Here is a 22,636-nt window from a genome sequence, read left to right on the forward strand (position 1 = left end):
TGTTAAAGTTTCGTAGCTTTACATGCTTCAATTTTTATATTCATGGCAGAAAGAAAACGACTTTTTTTATTAGACGCATATGCATTGATCTTCAGAGGTTATTACGCATTCATCAAAAATCCACGCATCAATTCAAAAGGACTTGATACCTCCGCAGTATTGGGCTTTACCAATTCCTTACTGGACGTTATCAAGCGAGAAAAACCCGATTACTTAGCGGTTTGTTTTGACAAAGGAGGAAGTGTTGATCGCGTCGCCGCCTTTCCCGAATACAAGGCGAACCGACAAGAAACCCCTGAGGCCATCAAAATTGCAGTGCCTTATATCGAACGTATCTTAGGTGCCATGAACATTCCAGCCATCGTTAAAGAAGGTTATGAGGCCGACGATATTATCGGGACACTTGCCAAAAAAGCAGAAGTTGCCGGTTTTGATACCTATATGGTGACTCCCGATAAAGATTATGCCCAATTGGTTTCAGAGCACATTTTTATGTACCGCCCACCACGTATGGGGAACGGTTACGAAAAATGGGGAGTTGAAGAAGTAAAAGCTAAGTTCGAAGTAGAACGTCCAGAACAAGTAATCGATTACCTAGGGATGATGGGAGATTCTGTTGATAATATTCCCGGACTGCCTGGAGTGGGTGACAAAACAGCTAAAAAGTTTATCGCCAAATACGGGAGTATGGAAGGGCTGTTTGAAAATCTTCACGAGTTAAAAGGTAAGATGAAAGAAAAAGTGGAAGCGAACCAAGAATTGGGTATCCTCTCAAAACAGCTCGCTACCATTATGCTAGACGTTCCTGTTGAACTCGAAGAAGACAAGTTAATTTTTGAACAAGCAAATCTCGAAGAAACAGCGGCCATTTTCGATGAATTGGAGTTCCGACGTTTGATCGACAATTTAAAAAATACCTATAAAACTCCAGAAGCTCCAACCGCTGCAGCTCCTGTTGCTGGTGGAAATACACAACAATTTGACTTGTTTGCCACTCCTGGTAGTGGTAGTCAAGAAATCGTCATAGACGGTAAAAAGAACAGTGAAAACAATCCGCATTTCTATCAATTGGTCAATACACCTCTGAGTAGAAAGCTGCTACTCGATAAACTACTCCAACAAAAGTCCGTTTGTTTTGATACAGAAACCACTGGACTAAAAGCCCTAGAGGTAAGCCTTATAGGTATTGCCTTTTCATGGGAACCAGGAAAAGGATACTACTTGAGTTTTCCAGAAGATCAAGCAGAAACACAGGCGCTATTAAACGAATTCATCCCGTTTTTCGAAAGTGAAACCATTGAGAAAGTGGGTCACAATTTAAAGTACGACAACAAGGTACTCTCTAACTACGGTATTAGCGTGAAAGGTCCTTTATTCGATACTATGATAGCGCATTACTTGATCAATCCTGACATGCGTCACAACATGGATATACTCGCGGAAACCTATCTCAATTACCAACCCATACCCATAGTAGACTTGATTGGTAAAAAGGGAAAAAACCAGTTGTCAATGCGACAAGTATCGCTCGAACGACAAACCGAATACGCAGTTGAAGACGCTGACATCACCTATCAGCTAAAAACTCATTTTGAAAAAGAATTGGAGAGCGGTAAGCTCACCCAACTATTCAAAGAAGTAGAAATTCCATTAGTAGCCGTATTGACTGCCATGGAAATTGAAGGAATCAATTTAAATACGAGCTTCCTAAAAGAACTCTCAACAGAATTGAGCACTGATCTACAAAAACTAGAAAGTGAAATCTACGAATTGGCCGGAGAAGAGTTCAACATCGCTTCACCAAAGCAGTTGGGTCCTATTTTATTTGAGAAGTTAAAATTGGTTGACAAACCTAAAAAGACAAAAACAGGTCAGTACTCTACTGCTGAGGATGTCCTATCGAGTTTGAGCGACCACGCGATAGTTGCTAATATTTTACAATATCGTCAATACAAGAAATTACAAAGCACCTACGTAGATGCGCTTCCGAATGAAATTAACCCCAAAACACAACGGGTACATACGGTATACGCCCAAGCAGTTGCAGCCACAGGACGTTTGAGTTCGAACAACCCGAACCTACAAAACATTCCTATTCGTACACCACGAGGACAAGAAGTTAGAAAAGCGTTTATTCCGAGAGATGAAAACCACGTGCTACTCGCTGCCGATTACAGTCAGATTGAACTCCGTATCATCGCGGCATTGAGCGAAGAAGAAACCATGATTGAAGCCTTTAAAAACGGGGAAGATATTCATGCCTCAACTGCGTCGAAAGTATTTAACGTCCCTCTTGAAGAGGTTACAAGAGAACAACGTAGCAATGCAAAAACTGTTAATTTCGGAATTATCTATGGAGTGTCGGCCTTTGGATTAAGCAATCAGACTTCTCTCGATAGAAAAGAAGCCAAAGCGCTTATTGACGCCTATTACGAAACCTATCCTAAATTAAAAAACTACATGGCTAAGCAAGTAGACTTTGCCCGCGAAAACGGCTATGTAGAAACGGTATTGAACCGACGTCGATATTTGAAAGATATCAACTCTAGAAATGCCATCGTACGCGGCGCTGCCGAACGAAATGCAGTTAACGCTCCTATTCAAGGTTCTGCGGCAGATATCATCAAATTAGCCATGATTAATATCCACAAGCGTTTCGAGCAAGAAAACTTCCAATCGAGAATGCTACTGCAAGTGCACGATGAATTGGTATTTGACGCTCATAAAGACGAGCTTGACATCATTCGTCCAATTATCAAAGAAGAAATGGAAAATGCGTTTAGCATGGCCGTACCTTTAGATGTAGAAATTGGCATTGGTGACAACTGGCTTCAAGCCCACTAAATAATAACTTACAGTACTTCCCGAATTTGTTTGCGCAGTTCGGGGAGTACTTCTGTTTCAAACCACTTATTTTTTTGCATCCAAAATCGATTTCTCGTTGACGGATGTGGCAACGGAAAGTAGGTAGGTAGAAACTGTTCAAAATTCCCGACGTTTTCCGTCAGTGTCTTTCCTCCTACATCTTTGAGATAATACTTTTGTGCATAGCTACCGATAAGCAATAGCAATCTGGCTTCAGGCAAACTTTCTAAAACGCGCTGATGCCAAGTAGTCGCACATATCTTTTTAGGTGGTAAATCGCCTGTTTTTCCTTTTCCTGGATAACAGAAACCCATGGGAACAATGGCCACCTTCGTTTCATCGTAAAAATCGGCAGTTTCCATACCCAACCATTTTCGCAATAGTATACCGCTGGCGTCATTCCACGGAATACCATTGTCATGTACTTTGGTTCCGGGGGCTTGCCCTATGATCACTAGTTTCGCTTTGGGATGTATTGCTATGACGGGATTTGGGGTCAACGTGTCGGCACATAGCTCACACGATCGAATTTCTTTCCATAAATTACTCATGCTTAAAAATAAAAAAACACTCGCTTTTATTCCTTAAAAACGAGTGTTTTCCATTCAAAACTGTTCTATCTTAGTGATTGATAGCATATCCTGCACCCTTGCCAAATTCTGACAGGATGAATGATAAATTTTTTAAAAAGTTTTGAATCCCCTTAAGTAATTTTTTTTTCATTTTTAGTTAATTATTAATTTTCCCCATAACAAAGTTAAGACTCAACTCCCTGAAAACCAACAGGTTTTTCCCCTTTTTTGGTCTAAACTATATAAATGGTCGAAAATTGATGATAATTACACCAAAAACGAAGGTATTTGGTAGGCTATTAATTTTACAAAATTTCTATAAAATCCTCAAAAGCAAAGTAATAGGGCTGATTTTTCAATACTGGAAGGTCAATACTTTCAGCATTAGCAATACCCACACCGGCATACCAGACTTTCGCATTCTGCTTTACTGCGTGCTCTTTAAAGGTCTCCATCCAAAGTACATCGTATTCACTGGGCGACTGTATGTTGTTGGAAACTTTTACCAACACAAAAATGGTAGGTTCCCCTTTCTTGTACAACACAAACTGTGGGTGTCGTTTAAGCGCACTGTTCACTGCGACAAACTCATAGCCCATTTCTTGCAAGCGTTTGCCTACGTGATTCATTCCTAAATTGTGTAGTTCCTGTTCTGTTAAGGCCTGCATTACTTACGTTTCTTATTGCGTTTATTGTAATTCTTATCTCCGCGAGTTTTCGGTTTTTTGTACTTCTTCGCGATTTCTCTTCGGTATGAACCTCCTAAGTTTACTTTTTTATTCTTTTCTTTTTTCTCGTGGAAGGCATCACCGGGAACGTACTCTTGAGACGTTCTGTTGTTTGACTGTTTCTGATCTTCACGAGGACGCTCTTCTTCAGTTAACTGTTGTGATATTGTTACGTATTCAGGAATGGCAACTAAAGGAATCTCGTATTTCATGAGTTCTTCAATACGCTTTTTAGCCTCTTGTTCTTTTTCCGTAGCGAACAAAATGGCAGTTCCTTTGTGATCTGCACGACCGGTACGTCCAATTCGGTGCATGTAGTTCTCAGGGTACTGGGTAGGATTAAAACTTACTACATGAGAAATCTCATCCATGTCCAAACCACGAGCAATAACGTCGGTTGCAATTAAAATACGGTGGTTACCGCTGTTAAACTCTTCAATAGAACGAAGACGGTAGTTCTGGGTCTTGTTCGAGTGAATTACACAAACTTGTCCCGGATACTCTTCTTCCACCAAATTAAACATGCGATCAGCATTTCTTTTATTCGGTGCAAAAACCAGCACTTTACCATAAACTTGCTTATCTGACAACAAATCGATCAACACGTTCATCTTCGTGTAGAAGTTAGGCACGTCATAAGCTTTTTGTTCGATATTGTCCAAAGGAGTACCACTCACCGCAATAGCGATCTTTTTAGGCGCTATAAAATAGTCATCAATCAATTGCTCCACATCTTCGGTCATCGTTGCGGAAAACATGATGTTTTGGCGTCTAGGAGGCAAGAGATCAAAAATATTCAACAACTGAAATCTAAATCCGAGATCGAGCATGACGTCTACTTCATCGATAACCAACTTTTGGATCGCTTTTAGCTTTAGCACTTTGCTCAAAGCCAAATCATACAACCTACCTGGAGTAGCGACGATAATGTCTGCTCCTTGCGCTACAGCTTCTTTGTGTCTGTTCAAATTGACACCTCCATACACTCCAATTACGCGCAACGTGATATACTTTGCGAGCTTTTCTATCTCCTCTACTACCTGAACTACCAACTCACGAGTTGGCACCATAATTAATACGCGTGGATGCTGTTGTTTAGAGAATTTCAAATCTCTTAAAATCGGTAGTAAATAGGCAAATGTTTTCCCGGTACCGGTTTGAGCGATACCTACTAAGTCTTTACCTGAACGCACTGCAGGAAAAGCCTGCTCCTGAATTGGAGTGGCTTGTTCAAACCCGAGTTCGTCAATTGCATTTCTAAGCGGATTTGATAAATCTAAATCTTGGAACAATACCATGTCGTAAAAATTTTGACAAAGGTACGGTTTAGTTTTCACAAAGCTTTTATAGCCCTAGGTAAGTTTAAAAAACTTATTGAGCAGCGGTACGTATAAGAAGGTTAACCTGCAATGAAAGCACTTGTATTTCTTACTCGACACAAAAAACATACGTTGTAGTACAGTTCTGCGCTTTCTGCGCGTATACTGTGATTGACAGCTTGGACAGTTCATAATTTTCAATTTTTCCCTTGGTTGACAAATTAAATTTACCGTGCTGCGTGCTTCACTCTATAGAAAGTGGGAGTTCCTCTTAGTTGAATGGAGCTACTTTCCCGAATAGCCACCAGATAAAAAGAACGAAAAACACGTAGACACTAACAAATTACAAAATTGTTTAACTAATTTAAAATTAAGTTTCCGAAAGGGGAATATGAACTTACCAACGTCAAAATTCGGGGTATAAAAAAAACCAACACCTCGCGGTATTGGTTTTTTATATAGTTGTTTCGGTTTATCCACCAAAGTCATCAAAGCGGATATTCTCATCAGGGATTCCAAAATCTTGTCCCATCTTTTCAACGGCTTTGTTCATTAATGGAGGTCCACAGAAGTACAATTCGATATCTTCTGGTGCATCGTGTAACTTCAAATAGTTATCGATAACACAGTTGTGAACGAATCCTACGAATCCATCACCTTCTGCATCGATCGTATCTTTTACCTTCCAGTTATCTTCTGGTAAAGGCTCTGATAAAGCGATGTGGAAACGGAAGTTAGGGAATTCCTTTTCTAAGGCCCAGAAGTGCTCTAAATAGAACAATTCACGCTTAGAACGCCCACCGTACCAATACGATACTTTTCTTCCTGTTTTTAAGGTTTTGAACAAGTGGTATAAGTGCGAACGCATTGGCGCCATACCTGCTCCACCACCTACGTATAACATTTCAGCTTCTGACTCATTGATAAAGAACTCTCCATAAGGACCAGAAATGGTTACCTTATCACCTTTCTTTCTCGAGAATACATACGAAGAAGCGATTCCTGGATTCACATCCATCCATCCTCCTTTAGCTCTGTCAAATGGAGGAGTAGCGATACGTACGTTCAACATAATTTCACGACCTTCAGCTGGGTAAGAAGCCATCGAATACGCTCTTTCCACAGTTTCTGGATTTTTCATCACTAAAGGCCAAAGCTTAAACTTATCCCATTCCATTTGGAATTTCTTAGGATCGTCGTGCTCTTCAGGGTGAGCAGTAATGTCCATATCGTCGAACTTTACCTCACATGGAGGGATTTCGATTTGGATATACCCACCTGCCTTATAGTTCATATCTTCAGGAATCTCAACTACGAATTCTTTAATAAATGATGCTACGTTGTAATTACGTACAACAACAGCTTCCCATTTTTTAATTCCGAAAATTTCTTCTGGAATTGAGATATCCATATCTTGTTTTACCTTTACCTGACATGCTAAACGCGCTCCGTGTTGTAAGTCTTTACGCGTAAAGTGTGGTGTTTCAGTAGGAAGTGCTTCACCACCTCCAGCGTGCACGTGGCACTCACACTGAATACAAGATCCACCTCCACCACAAGCTGATGGTAAAAATATCTTTTCATTTCCTAAGGTAGACAATAAGGTACCTCCAGAAGGTACTTCGATTGTCTTATCACCATTAATGGTGATTTTAACTGGTCCAGATGGTGCTAACTTTTGCTTTACAAATAATAACAAAGCGACCAATAATAAAATTACAGTTAAAAATGCTAACACTGTAATTAGGACAGTTCCTCCTGTACTTGCTTGTAATACTATCATTATTCTGCTATTTCTTTAGTGTTAGATGCTACTTCCTCAGTTTCTTTCTTAGGAGTTTCAACTTTCTTCTCTACCTTCACTTCGGTAGCTGCTGTTTTCTCCTCTTTCTTACTATCATCACCACCTGTTAACATACCACCAAAACTCATGAATCCGATAGCCATTAATCCAGTAATAATAAACGTAATTCCCAACCCACGTAATGCTGGTGGCACTTGTGAGTAACGGATTTTTTCACGAATAGCGGCAATGGCTAAGATAGCCAAGAACCAACCGATTCCCGATCCAATACCGTATACGAAAGACAATCCTAAAGTAGGAATCTCACGTGACTGCATAAATAAAGATCCTCCTAAAATCGCACAGTTTACTGCGATAAGTGGTAAGAAAATACCTAAGGAGTTATACAAAGCAGGAGCAAATTTCTCTACGATAATTTCTACCAATTGTACCATGGTTGCAATGGTTGCAATAAACATGATAAATGATAAGAAGCTCAAATCGTAATCTGCGTATTCAGCTCCAAGCCATACTAGCGCACCTGGTTTTAAGATGTACTGATCTAATAACCAGTTTACCGGAACGGTTACTGCCAATACGAATATTACAGCCGCTCCAAGTCCTACAGCCGTCGATACTTTTTTAGATACCGCTAAGTACGAACACATCCCTAAGAAGGTTGCGAATACCATGTTATCTATAAAGATCGACTTGAAAAATAATTCTATATGTTCCATATTCTTTCAATTTTCAACAATCTGGAAGATTGTTGATCTGTGTTTACAGTTTAGTCTTCGATTAATGCTTTGTTTCTAGAACGTTGCACCCAAATAATGATTCCTACCACGATTAAGGCCATTGGAGATAACAACATAAATCCATTGTTTTCATACCCAAGAGCATACAATCCAGTTTTCTCGATAGGATCTCCTAACACTTTCATCCCCAATAAGGTTCCTGAACCTAATAACTCTCTAAAAAATCCTACAATAATCAAGATTACTGCATATCCTAAAGCGTTTCCAATTCCGTCTAAGAATGATTTCCAAGGTCCGTTTCCTAAAGCAAAAGCCTCAAAACGTCCCATAATGATACAGTTGGTAATAATTAAACCGACGAATACCGATAACGTTTTACTCAATTCGTAAGCAAAAGCTTTCAATACCTGGTCAACGATGATTACCAAAGCAGCAACCACGATTAACTGTACAATAATTCTAATTTTAGAAGGAATGATATTCCTCATCAATGAGATCACTACGTTACCTACACCTAAAACGAATAATACCGAGATAGACATTACGATAGCTGCTTTTAACTCAGCGGTAATTGCCAATGCAGAACAGATACCTAATACCTGAATAGTAATAGGGTTGTTATCTGCTAATGGATCTGTTATTAAAGCGGCGTCTTTTTTTGATAATAGTCCCATAATTATTTTAAAGTTTTAAAGTAAGGCACGTAAAGTGCTAATTCCGACTTAATCATTGCTGATACTCCGTCACCGGTAATGGTTGCTCCAGCAATAGCGTCAACTTCATTATCTGTTTTATCTTCATTTTTTGGATCACCGTTTCCTTTTGCTACAGTAATTCCTTTGAAACTACCGTTGCTCATCAAGTCTTCACCTGTAAAGTCATCCATAAAGAAACGTTGCTTGATGTTAGCACCTAAACCTGGTGTTTCTCCTTTGTGATCGAAGAATACTCCTTGAACTACCATGTTTTTGTCCATAGCAACATATCCCCAAATAGCATCCCATAATCCCTTTCCACGGATTGGAGCGATATAAAAGGTCTTACCGTCTTTTTCACCGATAAACAAAGGTAATTTTCTCGTCTTACCTTCTTTTGCTAATGCTTGTTCTTTTTTAACATCAATTAAATACGCTGAGGCATCTTCAGAGGTATTAGCCCCTTCAATTACCAATTGTTTTTTGATGTTCTTTGCAAACACTTCTGCAACCTTATCTTTAGAAACAAATACGACACCTGTTTCATCATTTTCATTTACTCCCATAGCATACAAAATATTTTGTTGCTTTTCAATACGCTTGTTGGCATCGATTAACGGGCGTAATGAAGACGCTGTAAAAGCTAACAACGCTCCTACTACTAACACCATTCCAATGGCGAAAAGTATTGTATATACATTACTGTCTGTCTTCTTACTCATAATTAAGCAGTTTTAGCTTTTAAACGTTTTAATCTTCTTTTTACGTTTCCTTGCACTACGTAATGGTCGATGGTTGGAGCAAACACATTCATCAATAAAATGGCTAACATTACTCCTTCTGGGTAGGCAGGGTTGAATACGCGAATCATGATAGAAATAAATCCGATCAAGAATCCGTAAATCCACTTTCCTTTATTTGTCTGCGCAGCACTTACTGGGTCAGTAGCCATGTATACAGCTCCAAAAGCAAATCCTCCGATTAATAAATGTTTCCAGAAATCCAAGCTCATCAATCCAAAGAACTTACTCGATTCTGTAATCCATCCTGTCGCAACCACTTGGTTGAAGATGAATCCCATAACCAAAGCACCGATTACCGAAGACAACATAATTCTCCAGCTTCCGATTTTTGTAAAGATTAAGAATAAGGCTCCTAAAAGGATTAAAAAAGTAGATGTTTCTCCAACAGATCCAGGAATAAACCCGAAGAACATGTCTGAAACAGAGAAGCTAGGTGTAGCATTTTGCGCTAAGCTACCTAACATTGTTTCTCCAGAGATAGCATCTGCATGGTTTACTGCATCATGTACCCAAACCTTATCTCCAGACATCCAAGTAGGATATGCGAAGAATAAGAAAGCACGGATAGTCAATGCCGGGTTTAAGATGTTCATCCCGGTTCCTCCGAACACTTCTTTTCCGATAACTACACCGAAAGCTACGGCTACAGCTAACATCCAAAGCGGTAAATCAACAGGAACGATTAACGGTACTAACATTCCCGTTACTAAGTATCCTTCTTCAACTTCGTGTCCTTTGATTACAGCAAAAATAAATTCGATAACCAATCCCACTAAATACGAAACGATAACAAGTGGTAAGATTTTTTTGAATCCAATAAAAAAGTTATCCAAGTTCCAGAAGTCTCCACTAAAGAAAGACATTCCTTCTGAAAAACCATTAATTGCCGCGTGATGTTGGTAACCAGCATTGAACATTCCAAAAATCAAACATGGAACCAATGCCATAATTACGATATTCATCGTACGTTTTAAATCATCTGCTGCCTTGATATGAGTTCCTCCGTGAGTCGTCTCATTTGGCAAATATAAAAAGGTATGGATTGCATTAAATGCAGGGGCCATTTTCGTCCCTTTATATTTTTCTTTTAAATTATGTAAGTTTTGTTTTAAGCTCATGTCTTATCCTAATTCAGCTCTCATTAAATCCAATCCTTCACGAACGATTTTCTGATGAGGTTGTTTTGATACACAAATAAATTCTGTTAAGGCAAAATCCTCTGGTGCAATTTCGTAAGCTCCTAACCCTTCCATTTCGTCGAGGTCTTTGTACATACACGCTTTCAATAATTGCATTGGGTAAATATCTAATGGGAATACCTCTTCATATGACCCCGTTACTACGAAAGCTCTGTGCTCACCGTTAGTGTTGGTGTTCAAGTCGTACTTTTTCTTTGGATTTAACCAAGAGAATGTCAAAGCACGAGAAGTAGATATCTTGTTAAAAATCGGCTTGTTCCACCCGAAGAATTCATAATCATCTCCTTCTGGAATTGCCGTAATTTGATTGTCGTAAAATCCTAAGAAATCATCTTGTGCTACTTGTAATCCGCTCAATACATTTCCACTGATAACACGCGCTCCCTCAGCTTCTAAATTTCCTTTTACCACGTCAGCAATTTGCGCTCCCGCTAAAGCAGTCACATACTGAGGCTTTCCGAATTTAGATCCTGTCAAGGCTACAGTTCTCGTTGCGTTGAACTTACCAGTAAGTAATAATTCACCGATAATCGCTACGTCCTGTGGCGTTACTACCCAAACTACCTCTCCTTTGTTAATCGGATCGATTTGAGCAATCTGCGTACTTACATTTCCAACTGGGTGTGGTCCTGAAACGCGGTGTAATTCCACTCCTTTCGCGTCTTTAAACGGCGATAGTGTTGAATCTTTCGCAACAGAAACGTGTACTTTACCTTCCGTTAATTTTGTAAGTGCAGTTAATCCTGCCTGTAATTCAGCTTCCTTACCCTTAAGTGAGTAGTCGTAGTCCCCTGCGAGAGGAGCACTTGCGTAGGCTGAAACAAAAATCGCTTTAGGTGCTTGATTTGGATTGGCAACAACATCGTAAGGACGTTGCTTGATAAACGGCCAACAACCCGAAGTAAAAAGGTGATTTTTCACCTCTTCTCCTGACATGGCGTTTACTTCTTTTTTACCAAAATCCTTGTAGTCCTGCTTTCCATCAGCAGCGATTTTAATAGCTAATACTTTTCTTCTTGCTCCACGAACGATTTCCGAAACTTTACCACTTACCGGACTAGGAAATAAAATGCGCTCGTCACTTTTGTCATAAAAAAGTGCCTCACCTACTTTTACTTCTGTTCCTTCTTTTGCTAAAATTTTAGGAGTTACGCCGTGAAAATCGTCTGGTCTAATGGCAAAAACACTACCTAAAGAAAGTTCGGTAGTTACCTGTTCTGCTTCACCAACAAGCTTGATATCCAAGCCTTTTTTTATACGGATGTCTTTTGACATAGTAACTGATTAATTTGATTTTCTTAAAAAACACGCAAATTTAAAAATTTTGAAAACCACTTAAGAGTAAAACCTTTTTTATCTTCTATTATCCAGTTTATTTATATCTATTCTAAATAAAAAAGAGCTTTTTGGCGTATATTTTGATATTTTTGTTCATTATGAAGCGAATTTTATTTTTTGTAGTCAGTGTTTTTTGCGCATACCAATCGCATGCTCAACAGGTTAAAAGCATCCAACTTCGACCCCTAAATAATCCTAAAAATTTTCATCCTATTGTTCGTTTAGGAGAAATTTTAGAGCTCTCTTTTGACGATTTGGAGGCCGATAGTAAAGAATATTACTATCAAATAACCCACATGACTTATCAGTGGAAACCCAGCGCCATGAGTAGTAATCAGTACATCGAAGGATTTGACCAGAATAATATTCAACAAATGACGAACTCCTTCAATACTTTACAGGGATATACTCATTACTCCGTAAGGTTTCCGAATGCCAATACCCAAATAACCAAAAGCGGTAATTACCTCATCACTATCTTAGATGACGATTACAATGAGGTATTCCAAAGACGTTGTGTGTTTTACGAAGACCTCAGCACTGTGGGAGTCGCTGTTTACAGAAGTAGAAATCAGTTAAACGATCAAGACCAAACGGTACAGTTCAAGGTCAATCACCCCAAAATAATTTTGAACAATCCAAATCAAGAAATTAAAGCCACGCTCATTCAAAACGGTAATTGGAACACCGCTATCAACGACATCCCTCCCGTTTTCATACAGCCCAACCAACTGATTTACAACCACACACAACTCACCAATTTTAAGGGAAACAACGAGTTTTTAAATTTTGACACCAAGTACATTCGCAGTACCAGTCTCAACATTGCAAATGTAGTGCGCGACGATTTGTACAATACCTACTTGTTTAGCAACGAGCCTCGCGCCAAACTTCCTTACCGCTACAATCCAGATATTAACGGGCACTATATTATCCATACCTTGGATACCAAAGAGCCGAGTACAGAAGCCGATTACTCAGTCGTTCATTTTTCCTTGGCCATCCCAGAGCCATACTCAAAAGCAAGCGTATACGTTTACGGTGGGTTTAACAATTTCGACCTCAATGAAGAAAATTTAATGACCTATAACGAGGAAGCCAAGGCCTATGAAGCAAAATTGGTACTAAAACAAGGATTTTACAATTACGGCTACGCTTTAGTGCGCGATGGGAACCTCTCTTTACACAGCGTAGACGGATCGTTCTTTCAAACTGAAAATGAATACACTGCAATCATCTACTACCGTCCAATCGGTGGCTTTTACGATCGTGTAATTGGAGTTGGCTATGGTTTTTTTAACCAAAACAACTAATAAATTCGCCTGAAACTTGTAAAAAGCTGAATTTTATAGTATTTTTAGTTCATGTTTCAGCAAGTGACGAAAGGCATTAAAATTTCAGTAAAAACAACGTATAACGGAGTCGTACATCGCGGCCACGTTACTTGTTACGCATTTAGCTATTTTATCAGCATTGAAAATCGCTCTGAACACAGCGTGCAATTACTAGAACGTTTTTGGTCTATATACGACGCACTCAATTACACGGATTATGTGCATGGAGAGGGAGTTGTGGGGCAAACCCCCATTATCAAACCCTCAGAGAGCTACCACTACAAATCCAATTGTTTTTTACTGTCTCCTATTGGTGCTATGGGCGGAAAATACAAAATGATTGACACGGAAACTTCAGAGGAATTCCATGTTGAAATCCCAACTTTTCAACTAACAACTACACCTACTTTAAACTAAGCATGCTCAAAAAGAAGAAAGCACTGGTTGTAAAAGACCCCAACTGCTTAAACTGTGGCTACCCATTTACAAGGGATGAAAAATTTTGCCCAGAGTGTGGACAAGACAACAAAGGGAGCAAAATTACCTTTATCAATTTTACCGCCGAGATGTTTCGAGGATTTTTCTCGTGGGATGCGAAATTTTGGAGAACGTTGATTCCCTTACTCATCCGACCCGGTCAAGTTTCTGCCAATTATATTTCTGGGAAGCGCAATCGCTATTCCAACCCCTTTCGATTTTACCTTTCGGTTTCGATTTTGTTTTTCTTACTAGTGAGTTTGAATGAAACGTATAAAAAAATAGACAAGCTCCAAGGATATGTCCAAGAAGATGAAGAACAAGTAAACTTGTTGGAGCTCGACTTTGAAACTCCTCAAAAAAATCAGAACAAAGATTCCATTACCCAACAAATTATACACCGTATAAAAGTGCAAAAAGGCTTGGTAAAAGACAGCCTAACCACTCGTCAAAACACCGATACTTTAGGACTTATCTCGAACAGAATCCGCCCCAAAAATGCGGAAAGTTCTTTTAGCAACGAATACGTACAATACTTTTTACAATACAACAAACTCTACCCAGAGCACAACACGAGCAAGGCGTTAAGCATACTCGGTGTAGAGAAAAACTTTTCCAATAACTTTTGGTACTCTCGGGCAGTAGTCATCAATAAAATTGCAAAGAGCAAAGAAGAACGCGACAAATTTATTCAGCAAATGGTTTCTCTAGGATCCATTGCCTTGTTTATCTTACTGCCGCTCTTCACCCTGAGCCTCAAAATTATTTATATCCGTCGTGCGTTCACGTATATCGAACATTTAATTTTTGTATTTCACATCCAAACGGTTTTCTTTTTGCTGTTGAGTCTGTTCTTTTTAATCGATATCTTTAGCAGTACCGACATTGCAGACACAGCGATTGTTTTTGTTGGTCTGTTTGGAATCTATTTGTTTTTAGCCATGAAAAAGTTTTATAATCAAAGCTTTTTTAGAACCTTGGTTAAGTATTGCATGGCGAATACTTTTTTCCTGATTCTCACGAGCATGGGAGTAGCTGTTTTATCAACCATCGTATTCGCGCTATTTTAAAAACTCGTTCGTAACAGTCCTAGAACCCCTTGTGATTGCGTATCGAATTGTAGCTCACAACGAATAGTATTTGTTGTAGTGATACGGCACTCAAAAGAGTCTAAATGCTGCCACCATGGTTTAGCGATCAGTCCTTGCATCACTCCTTGTGGATCTGCCTTATACGTGAAGTTAAATACCCAATCTTTTCGATCTACTTCTGTACCCTCTTGTGGAGCCATAACTTCCCCTACTTGAAACCTCAGCCCAGCAGCTGTTGTCACTGCAGTGGTTTTAAACAAGGGACTCCAAACAAACCTCGTTTCACCATCGACCGTTTTAATCGCTCCCTGACGCTCCAAATACCCTGATAAACCAGTTCCTTGGAGTTGTAAAGCACCACTGGGTAACCATCGTTCCACTACCTTTTTTACCGCTACCTTATTAAAGTCATCATCATATTCATAGCTCACAATGGTATCACGCTTTTTTTCGAGTTTAGCGAGCTTCCCTGACAGTGCCCCTGTCCAGTGAAACATCAGTGAATCTGCGTCCAAGCCCGTAACTTTCTTCAAGCGTTGTTTGCTATTGTTATCGAGCATACTCGACAAAACACCCGTATCTATTTTCCCCGAAATACTCGCTATAGCCTCTGTTGACAACGCATTGTTTCCTTGTAAAAACAAAGCTCCATACCTCCCTAGATTACCTTCTACAACCAGGGAATTCCCTTGTATTTGCAGCTTTCCATGACCACCATCAGTGCTGGTAAAACTCAGTATACTCGATTTTTCTAGGATCGGTGTAAGCCATGCGCTATGCTCATCATGCTCGTACTCTTCTGCCGTCAAAAACCTAGCTACCTCTGTTTGCCAACCGCTTTTACGAAAAGTATATACAACGTGACAGGTCGCCTTTGCTCGTATCACAAATAACGCATTAAACTTGAAGCATTGATACCCCGAAACACCCTCGTACTTTGGTAATTGGGCTGTAAATTCCTCAAAGCGATCAGCATCCTTTATTGCGATGGCTGTACTCAACCAAAACGAATCGTTAGCTCCGCGATAAAACATCAGATTTGCCGGTATATCAATCGCTTTCCTCAACAATTCAAACGAACTGGGAGTTTTAGGATCGCCTTTATCGGCTTGCTCTCCTGACTTCATGAACTGCGAAGGATGTTGCAAGGCCTCTTTTACAAAAGCCCATTCTAACTGCCTTAGATTTACTTTCACTACCTCCGTAGCTCCTTTCGGAATTTGCCCAGAAACATCAACGGTTGGGTAATATCTAAAATACCCAACCGCTGTGCATATCAATAGTACAGTAACTATTGTATAACTTATTTTTTTTACCATTGATTATTTTCCAAAAGTATTAATCATTTTCAGTAATAACTTCAACGTATTTTCTTCTTTACCCGTCGTATTCAAACTCAAGGCTGCTTTCATCGTATTTCCTCTAAATCGCTCCGATTTCAAGGTGATTGATTGTACGTGCTCTTCCGAGAATTTCAAATACTTCGCATTCGACTTACCGATCATGTTCTTCGGTACTGCCGATAACACTCTATTAGGATTCAAATAAACCACTGTTGCGTTTTTACGCAAATCCTTTCCGTGCTTTCCGCTGTTGTAGCTAACACCTCTTTCAATAGCAAAAGCTCTCGTTTTTGAACTGGTTACATACAATACCTCGTTCTTTAAAACAACGTATAAATCAATCGGTAATTCTGACTTCGGAAGGTCTACTTTATACACCTTTGCCTCCTTAGACACCAACTTGTACTTTTGCCCAATTCCTAAGAGTTTTGCCAACATATCTTGTCTTTTCGAACCTACCATCACCGTAAAATCAGGAACAAAGGCATCTTTAGTTTTGGTAACCTTGGTACGCTCGTAATCCTCGTTGTACTTATACGTGGTATAGCTTACTTTCTCCTTTTTGAAATCGTTTAATACAAACAAAGCATCTCCGGTAATCAATTCTGAAATCGCCTTTTCATCCAACAACATAGCAACCATTCCTCCGGCAACATCAATTTCTTCCTTGAACTTCGGGAACATAGCTCCGTAAATACTATTCAACATCAAAGGATACTCATTTAGGGCAGCTTCTGTGTCCACAGACATTCCCCAATAAGCCATCACGTTGGTACCGTCAAACCCTTTTAAAAGGTTTTTATCCATACGCTTCCCATAGATCTTTTTGAAGCTCTTTTGGAACGACGGACTCACCTTAGTTTCCATGAGTACTTTGGCTTGGTTTTCTTCGAAAAATAAATTCGCTGAAATCGACTCAATCCCGTAGATATTTGGATTTTTAGTATCGATCATTCCAAACATCGTACTGAATTCATTCATTCCTCCATACGACTCCATCATTTTCCCCATAAAACTTCCGTAGTGTCCCATCCAAAATGTCATGGCAGCACCTTTCTTTACAGCTTTCTTGAATTCAGAATTCACGGCAATCGACTGATTTCTGTGTAGGTTCATCACGCGCATAGCTTCTTCTTTGACCCAAGTCTTTGTTAAGCGCTTTTGCAAACGGTAGTTCGATTCCTTCTCTTCCTTTAATTTTTCGAAACGCGCTTTGTGCTTCTTAAAGTAATCGCGATTTCTGTCGCCTGACAGGTTTAATAACATTCCGTCATTCCAGATAGTGAAGTTACTGTAGCCTTGTACATAACTAAACCCTCTCTCCTGTTCAATGGTTTTGTATTTATTAGTTTTTACGGTGCTTTCATAAACAGCTCGGTCTTTGAGCTCCACCATAAACCCATGGTATCCAACACTATCGGTCTTTTTGTAAAAATAATACGCATTAGCGTTTATGTTTACGCCCATATCTCCTACAGAACTAAACGCGTCGTCTTTTCTTTTTCTATTCATCTTTTTCAATAAAGATTCCCCGATGATACTCGAATCAATATCCGACATTTTGATCAACTCAAATACATTGTCTGCATTGGAGCTAACCACCACGTCTGCCTCCTTAGGCACTTTATTTTCGAGTTGTTGCGCAGTAGCAATACTAAGGGTTTGTAAACACAGTAGTGTAGCAATAATTTTTTTCATTGTTTAATTAATTCTGAAGTTGTATAGTGTTTTTTATTGTTTGCTTATTTGATATGATATCAGCCGCCTTTACACGCAGGAGCACTGCTTTCTTGCTCTTAGCTATCTTCGCTAATGAATTCGAAGCCTTCGCAACAGCCTCGTCAAAACGATAGACCCCTGTAAAGCTCGCCGATTCAAAAATTTGTTGATCGTCTTTTTTAGCTTTGCGAAACTCACGTGCGATATCGAAATGATGACTTCTTTTGAAGAGTCGCTTTCCCTTATCAAACGAAAAGTGTCGGTGTTTTTTCAACTGAGCGATTTGCTTTTTAGAGCTAAAATTGATGAGTACTTGATTGAGGTTTTCTACACTTTGAAAGTCGCAAGAAACACTGAGAATAAACTCTTCAAAATCCAATTCGTGCTTGACATTAGAGATTCCTTTCGTCGCCTTTATTTTCGTCAACATCTTACGGACTCCTTCTCGGATATCGATCTTTGAAGGAACCTTATACCCATTGACACTATCGAGCAACATAATGGAAGCTAACTTGGTTTTGCTCCTGCTCAAGTTTAAAGTAAATGTAGCTTGCCCGGAACCGTCTTCGCGCAGCTTTATTTCTTCAACAAACTCAAAACAACTGGTTAAAAGTAAGGTAGAAGCAATAACTAAAAAGAAATAGCGTAATTTGCTCATATCACAATTTTGTGCAAATATACTAATTTGAGCTATGAAACACTTAAAAATTGCATTCTAATAACAGCTATCCGCTAGTTTTTCAATAGGGTGGTATTCCATCAGTGCCTGAGTACCTTTTTTCGTTACAACTGTGGTACTTACTGTCTGAACTTGAGTTCGCTTCATACATACGGCTGTCTCTGGAGTTCCTAAACTTCGATCTCGATGAAAGGCAAAAATTTCGGATTTTTCAAAGCTCGTACGACCTGCTAACCAAGTAGCAAACCACTGCTCTCGTAGCGCTTTCATTTCGTGTGTATACAACGTAGCGGATGACCAAATACGAGGCTCGTCTTCTAATTTAGAAAAGTGCTTTTGCTCACCATCCCACACCAATTCGTAGGCTTTTCTGGTCGTTTGCCAATCGACGAGCACGATGGTAAAAGGCTCAATACCTTCAAAATCAAAAGCTTCAACAGCTGCAACGGCATCTACTGCTGTAAGCAACTGTTTTACCACCAACCCACGACTCATACGGTACGATTGGGCTCTTTGATGCTTAACAAAGCCTCCATTTAATAGGCAAATCAATCGTTGATCCCTGCGTAAACCAATCCAAGTACCTCCGGCAACTTTATCTTTTGGATACTCTATTGCAATCCCGTTTTCTGTATACTGTTTTGGCGGAACAGTTACTCGATGAGGATCTTCATCGCGGTTAGAAGTCAATATAAAATCGTTATTTTCTAAAGGTAAATAGGTTACTGTACACATAAGGTATTATCATTTGTATAAATAAGACGTAAAAACCGACTCATATTTACTAAAAATAAGTGTAACTTTGTGGGCTACTAGTCTAGATGACACTAGACTTTCGTACAAAGAAATAAATTTAATAACAAACAACATACAAAAATGGGAAAAGGTTTTTTTCAAGTACCCACTGCCATTAATGAGCCGGTAAAAGGGTATGCTCCGGGTTCACCAGAGAGAGAAGCTGTTGCAAAACAGTACAAAGAATACTTCAACGGATCTGTTGATGTACCAATGTACATCGGTTCAGAAGAAGTACGCACTGGAAACACGCGTAACATGACGCCTCCACACGATCACCAACACGTGGTTGGTCAGTACCACGTAGGAGACAAGAGCCATGCTGAAAAAGCTATCGCCAATGCCTTAGAAGCTCGTGCTGCTTGGGCGCAAATGCCATGGGAGCAAAGAGCTGCAATTTTCTTGCGCGCTGCCGAATTAATTGCCGGACCTTACCGTGCAAAAATTAATGCTGCAACCATGATTGCCCAGTCAAAAACCATTCACCAAGCAGAGATTGACGCTGCCTGTGAGTTAATTGACTTTTTGCGTTTCAACGTAGAGTACATGTCTGACATCTACAACGAGCAACCAAATTCTGACGACGGTATTTGGAACCGTGTATCATACCGTCCTTTAGAAGGATTTGTATACGCTATTACTCCATTTAACTTTACGGCTATTGCTGCGAACTTACCAGCATCTGCTGCCATGATGGGGAACGTAGTTGTTTGGAAGCCTTCAGATAGTCAAATTTACTCAGCGAAAGTAATTGTTGACATCTTTAAAGAAGCAGGAGTTCCTGACGGAGTTATCAATGTAATTTACGGAGATCCCGTTGAAATCACTGACGTTGTATTATCGTCTCCAGATTTCGCAGGAATCCACTTCACTGGATCGACTTATGTATTCAAAGAACTTTGGAAAAAAATAGGTGAAAACATCCACACTTACAAAACATATCCACGTATCGTAGGAGAAACTGGAGGAAAAGACTTTATCGTTGCACATCCTTCTGCAAATCCACGTCAAGTAGCAACAGGTATTTCTCGCGGTGCTTTTGAATTCCAAGGACAAAAGTGTTCAGCTGCTTCAAGAGTGTACTTACCAAAATCAATAGCTACTGAGGTATTAGATTTTGTAAAAGAAGATATCGCTTCTTTCAAAATGGGATCACCAGAAGATATGAGTAACTTCATTACTGCTGTAATTCACGAAGGATCGTTTGACAAATTAGCGAAGTATATTGACCAAGCGAAAAACGATGCTGATGCTGAGATCATCGCTGGAGGTAACTACGACAAATCAAAAGGTTACTTTGTAGAGCCAACTGTTATCTTAACTACGAATCCAAAGTACACTACTATGGAAACTGAATTGTTCGGTCCTGTAGTTACTATTTACGTATACGAAGATGCCGATTGGTCAGCAACCTTAGAATTAGTAGATGGAACCTCTGAGTACGCATTGACAGGAGCTGTATTCTCTACAGACCGTTACGCTATTGCAGAAGCGACAAAAGCATTGGAAAACTGTGCTGGTAACTTCTATATCAACGACAAGCCAACAGGAGCTGTTGTAGGACAGCAACCATTTGGTGGAGCACGTGCTTCAGGAACGAATGATAAGGCAGGATCTGCTCAAAACTTATTGCGTTGGGTATCTCCGAGATTAATCAAAGAAACTTTTGTTTCTCCAACGGATTACCGTTACCCTTTCTTAGGATAAGAAACGACTTAATCAATCATAAAAAAAACCAAGCATTTAGCTTGGTTTTTTTTTATATCACGTAATTTAATATCATAAAGTAATGGCAGGCGGCTCCTCCTAAAACAAAGAAGTGCCAAATTACATGGTGGTAAGGGATTTTTTTAATCGCGTAGAATACGATCCCCACCGTGTAAAAAATACCACCTGCAATTAATAGGGCCAGTCCATCAGGGTGAATAGCATTCACCAATGCTTCAAAATCAAATACTATTAACCATCCCATAACCAGGTATAGCAGTGTTGAAACTACCTCAAATTTACCCGTAAAAAAGAGCTTTAGTACTATTCCGACTAGCGCAATCCCCCACACTCCGTAAAACAGAGTCCATCCCTTACTGTGTAATAGGAGTAAGAGTAGCACTGGCGTATAGGTTCCTGCAATCAACAGGTAGATACTCAGGTGATCTACAATGCGAAATAGGTGTTTGCGCGCTTCAGATTGAACTGCATGGTACAGCGTCGATGCCGTAAACAATACAATCATAGACACTCCGTATACCCATATGCTAAACAAACTCCAAGGCTTGTGATCACTGTTGGCTAATAACACAAACAAGCCCACTATTCCCAACACTGCTCCCACTCCGTGAGACCAAGCGTTTAACTTTTCTTCAACTGCTGTTTGTGTACTCATAAGCTATCCTTTGTATTTGACGGGTAGGTAAACTACCTTTTTCGTTTCAAAGAAATCCTCTTCAAAATACGACGGTAAATCGTAAATAACGGCTTTCGGAAACTTTGCTAACTCTTCTGATAAATCACCACCCTTGAGATACAAGATACCATTTTTTAACTCGTTTTGATGTTTTTTGTGTACCTTATTTTTGATCCAACGGTGAAAAGTTTCCATTTGGGCAACGGCTCTACTTACGATAAAATCATAAGTTTCCGGAACTTCCTCAACCCTACCATGGGTTGTTTTTACGTTTTCTAGCCCTAAGCCTTCAGCAACTTCATTAACTACTTTAATTTTCTTCCCGATAGAGTCTACTAAGTGAAACTTACACTCAGGAAACATGATTGCCAAGGGAATTCCTGGAAATCCTCCTCCCGTTCCTACATCCATAATGCTACTCCCCGGAGCAAACTGCATCACCTTTGCAATTCCCAACGAGTGCAGTACGTGTCGTAAGTACAGCTCGTCAATATCCTTACGTGAAACCACGTTGATTTTCAAGTTCCAATCCTGGTAAAGTTCTTGTAATTTCGCAAATTGCTCCAGTTGTTGTTCCGATAAATTCGGAAAGTATTTTTTAATGATCTCCATGCCTCGATTTTTCACTGCAAAAATAAAAAACAAATTCGTATTGTTAATTTTTAAGCAAAAGAACTTATAAATGTTAAAAAGTACTGGGAAGGCACTAGCCATCTGGCAAAAACGTTTATTTT

The 22,636-nt window shown here is 39.6% G+C and carries 20 protein-coding genes; 5 read left to right on the forward strand and 15 right to left on the reverse strand.

What is annotated here, in order from left to right:
• The first annotated feature begins 42 nt into the window (after nt 1-42).
• A complete protein-coding gene (gene polA / locus ACKTS5_RS18560) occupies nt 43-2,844 on the forward strand; it encodes a DNA polymerase I (RefSeq protein ID WP_408045386.1) in 2,802 nt (933 codons plus the stop codon).
• A gap of 8 nt (nt 2,845-2,852) precedes the next feature.
• Here the strand turns inward: polA and ACKTS5_RS18565 are convergent, their stop codons facing one another.
• The 9 genes from ACKTS5_RS18565 to ACKTS5_RS18605 form a co-directional block, all read right to left on the reverse strand.
• Nucleotides 2,853-3,416 carry a uracil-DNA glycosylase family protein gene (locus tag ACKTS5_RS18565; RefSeq protein ID WP_408045387.1) on the reverse strand — a complete coding sequence of 188 codons (564 nt, stop codon included), beginning with the start codon at nt 3,414-3,416 and terminating at the stop codon, nt 2,853-2,855.
• Nucleotides 3,417-3,742: 326 nt separating this feature from the next.
• Complete coding sequence (locus ACKTS5_RS18570) at nt 3,743-4,105, reverse strand: Na(+)-translocating NADH-quinone reductase subunit F (protein WP_408045388.1); 363 nt, start codon at nt 4,103-4,105, stop codon at nt 3,743-3,745.
• The gene (locus ACKTS5_RS18575) at nt 4,105-5,463 is read right to left on the reverse strand and encodes a DEAD/DEAH box helicase (protein WP_408045389.1); all 1,359 of its coding nucleotides are present in this window, start codon (nt 5,461-5,463) and stop codon (nt 4,105-4,107) included. The genes ACKTS5_RS18570 and ACKTS5_RS18575 overlap by 1 nt, the downstream gene beginning before the upstream one ends.
• A 493-nt stretch (nt 5,464-5,956) precedes the next feature.
• Nucleotides 5,957-7,264: an NADH:ubiquinone reductase (Na(+)-transporting) subunit F gene (gene nqrF / locus ACKTS5_RS18580; RefSeq protein WP_408045694.1), complete on the reverse strand. Its 1,308-nt coding sequence runs from the start codon at nt 7,262-7,264 to the stop codon at nt 5,957-5,959.
• A gap of 2 nt (nt 7,265-7,266) precedes the next feature.
• The gene (gene nqrE / locus ACKTS5_RS18585; protein WP_408045390.1) at nt 7,267-8,004 is read right to left on the reverse strand and encodes an NADH:ubiquinone reductase (Na(+)-transporting) subunit E; all 738 of its coding nucleotides are present in this window, start codon (nt 8,002-8,004) and stop codon (nt 7,267-7,269) included.
• A 50-nt stretch (nt 8,005-8,054) separates the two neighbouring features.
• Nucleotides 8,055-8,699 carry an NADH:ubiquinone reductase (Na(+)-transporting) subunit D gene (locus ACKTS5_RS18590; protein ID WP_408045391.1) on the reverse strand — a complete coding sequence of 215 codons (645 nt, stop codon included), beginning with the start codon at nt 8,697-8,699 and terminating at the stop codon, nt 8,055-8,057.
• Between the two features lie 2 nt (nt 8,700-8,701).
• On the reverse strand, nt 8,702-9,442 hold the full coding sequence (locus ACKTS5_RS18595; protein ID WP_408045392.1) for a Na(+)-translocating NADH-quinone reductase subunit C: 741 nt from the start codon (nt 9,440-9,442) through the stop codon (nt 8,702-8,704).
• 2 nt (nt 9,443-9,444) lie between these two features.
• Entirely contained in the window at nt 9,445-10,641 is a 1,197-nt protein-coding gene (locus ACKTS5_RS18600; RefSeq protein WP_408045393.1) for an NADH:ubiquinone reductase (Na(+)-transporting) subunit B, read from the reverse strand.
• Nucleotides 10,642-10,644: 3 nt separating this feature from the next.
• Entirely contained in the window at nt 10,645-11,997 is a 1,353-nt protein-coding gene (locus ACKTS5_RS18605; protein WP_408045394.1) for a Na(+)-translocating NADH-quinone reductase subunit A, read from the reverse strand.
• Between the two features lie 161 nt (nt 11,998-12,158).
• Here ACKTS5_RS18605 and ACKTS5_RS18610 point away from each other — a divergent pair, with 161 nt between their 5' ends.
• Genes ACKTS5_RS18610 through ACKTS5_RS18620 form a run of 3 tightly spaced genes read left to right on the forward strand, consistent with a single transcriptional unit; the run spans nt 12,159 to nt 14,941 of the window.
• Nucleotides 12,159-13,373 carry a type IX secretion system plug protein gene (locus ACKTS5_RS18610; protein ID WP_408045395.1) on the forward strand — a complete coding sequence of 405 codons (1,215 nt, stop codon included), beginning with the start codon at nt 12,159-12,161 and terminating at the stop codon, nt 13,371-13,373.
• Between the two features lie 51 nt (nt 13,374-13,424).
• A complete protein-coding gene (gene apaG, locus ACKTS5_RS18615) occupies nt 13,425-13,811 on the forward strand; it encodes a Co2+/Mg2+ efflux protein ApaG (RefSeq protein WP_408045396.1) in 387 nt (128 codons plus the stop codon).
• Nucleotides 13,812-13,813: 2 nt separating this feature from the next.
• Complete coding sequence (locus ACKTS5_RS18620; RefSeq protein ID WP_408045397.1) at nt 13,814-14,941, forward strand: DUF3667 domain-containing protein; 1,128 nt, start codon at nt 13,814-13,816, stop codon at nt 14,939-14,941.
• On the opposite strand, the gene ACKTS5_RS18625 is transcribed toward ACKTS5_RS18620, so the two are convergent.
• Genes ACKTS5_RS18625 through ACKTS5_RS18640 form a run of 4 tightly spaced genes read right to left on the reverse strand, consistent with a single transcriptional unit; the run spans nt 14,938 to nt 19,438 of the window.
• Nucleotides 14,938-16,281 carry a hypothetical protein gene (locus ACKTS5_RS18625; RefSeq protein ID WP_408045398.1) on the reverse strand — a complete coding sequence of 448 codons (1,344 nt, stop codon included), beginning with the start codon at nt 16,279-16,281 and terminating at the stop codon, nt 14,938-14,940. The two genes, ACKTS5_RS18620 and ACKTS5_RS18625, sit on opposite strands and share 4 nt — an antisense overlap.
• A 3-nt stretch (nt 16,282-16,284) precedes the next feature.
• Nucleotides 16,285-18,003 carry a hypothetical protein gene (locus tag ACKTS5_RS18630; RefSeq protein ID WP_408045399.1) on the reverse strand — a complete coding sequence of 573 codons (1,719 nt, stop codon included), beginning with the start codon at nt 18,001-18,003 and terminating at the stop codon, nt 16,285-16,287.
• A gap of 7 nt (nt 18,004-18,010) precedes the next feature.
• The gene (locus ACKTS5_RS18635) at nt 18,011-18,682 is read right to left on the reverse strand and encodes a hypothetical protein (protein ID WP_408045400.1); all 672 of its coding nucleotides are present in this window, start codon (nt 18,680-18,682) and stop codon (nt 18,011-18,013) included.
• Nucleotides 18,683-18,739: 57 nt separating this feature from the next.
• Nucleotides 18,740-19,438, reverse strand: coding sequence for an NRDE family protein (locus ACKTS5_RS18640; protein WP_408045401.1), 699 nt, complete (start codon nt 19,436-19,438; stop codon nt 18,740-18,742).
• Between the two features lie 141 nt (nt 19,439-19,579).
• On the opposite strand from ACKTS5_RS18640, the gene pruA reads away from it, so the two are divergent.
• Entirely contained in the window at nt 19,580-21,205 is a 1,626-nt protein-coding gene (gene pruA / locus ACKTS5_RS18645) for an L-glutamate gamma-semialdehyde dehydrogenase (RefSeq protein WP_408045402.1), read from the forward strand.
• A 52-nt stretch (nt 21,206-21,257) separates the two neighbouring features.
• On the opposite strand, the gene trhA is transcribed toward pruA, so the two are convergent.
• A complete protein-coding gene (trhA, locus tag ACKTS5_RS18650; protein WP_408045403.1) occupies nt 21,258-21,881 on the reverse strand; it encodes a PAQR family membrane homeostasis protein TrhA in 624 nt (207 codons plus the stop codon).
• Between the two features lie 3 nt (nt 21,882-21,884).
• Nucleotides 21,885-22,514 (reverse strand): 16S rRNA (guanine(527)-N(7))-methyltransferase RsmG, encoded by a 630-nt coding sequence (gene rsmG, locus ACKTS5_RS18655; RefSeq protein WP_408045404.1) that lies wholly within the window; start codon nt 22,512-22,514, stop codon nt 21,885-21,887.
• Nucleotides 22,515-22,636: the final 122 nt, after the last annotated feature.

This window comes from Tenacibaculum litopenaei (assembly GCF_964514025.1).
GTDB classification, from domain to species: domain Bacteria; phylum Bacteroidota; class Bacteroidia; order Flavobacteriales; family Flavobacteriaceae; genus Polaribacter; species Polaribacter litopenaei.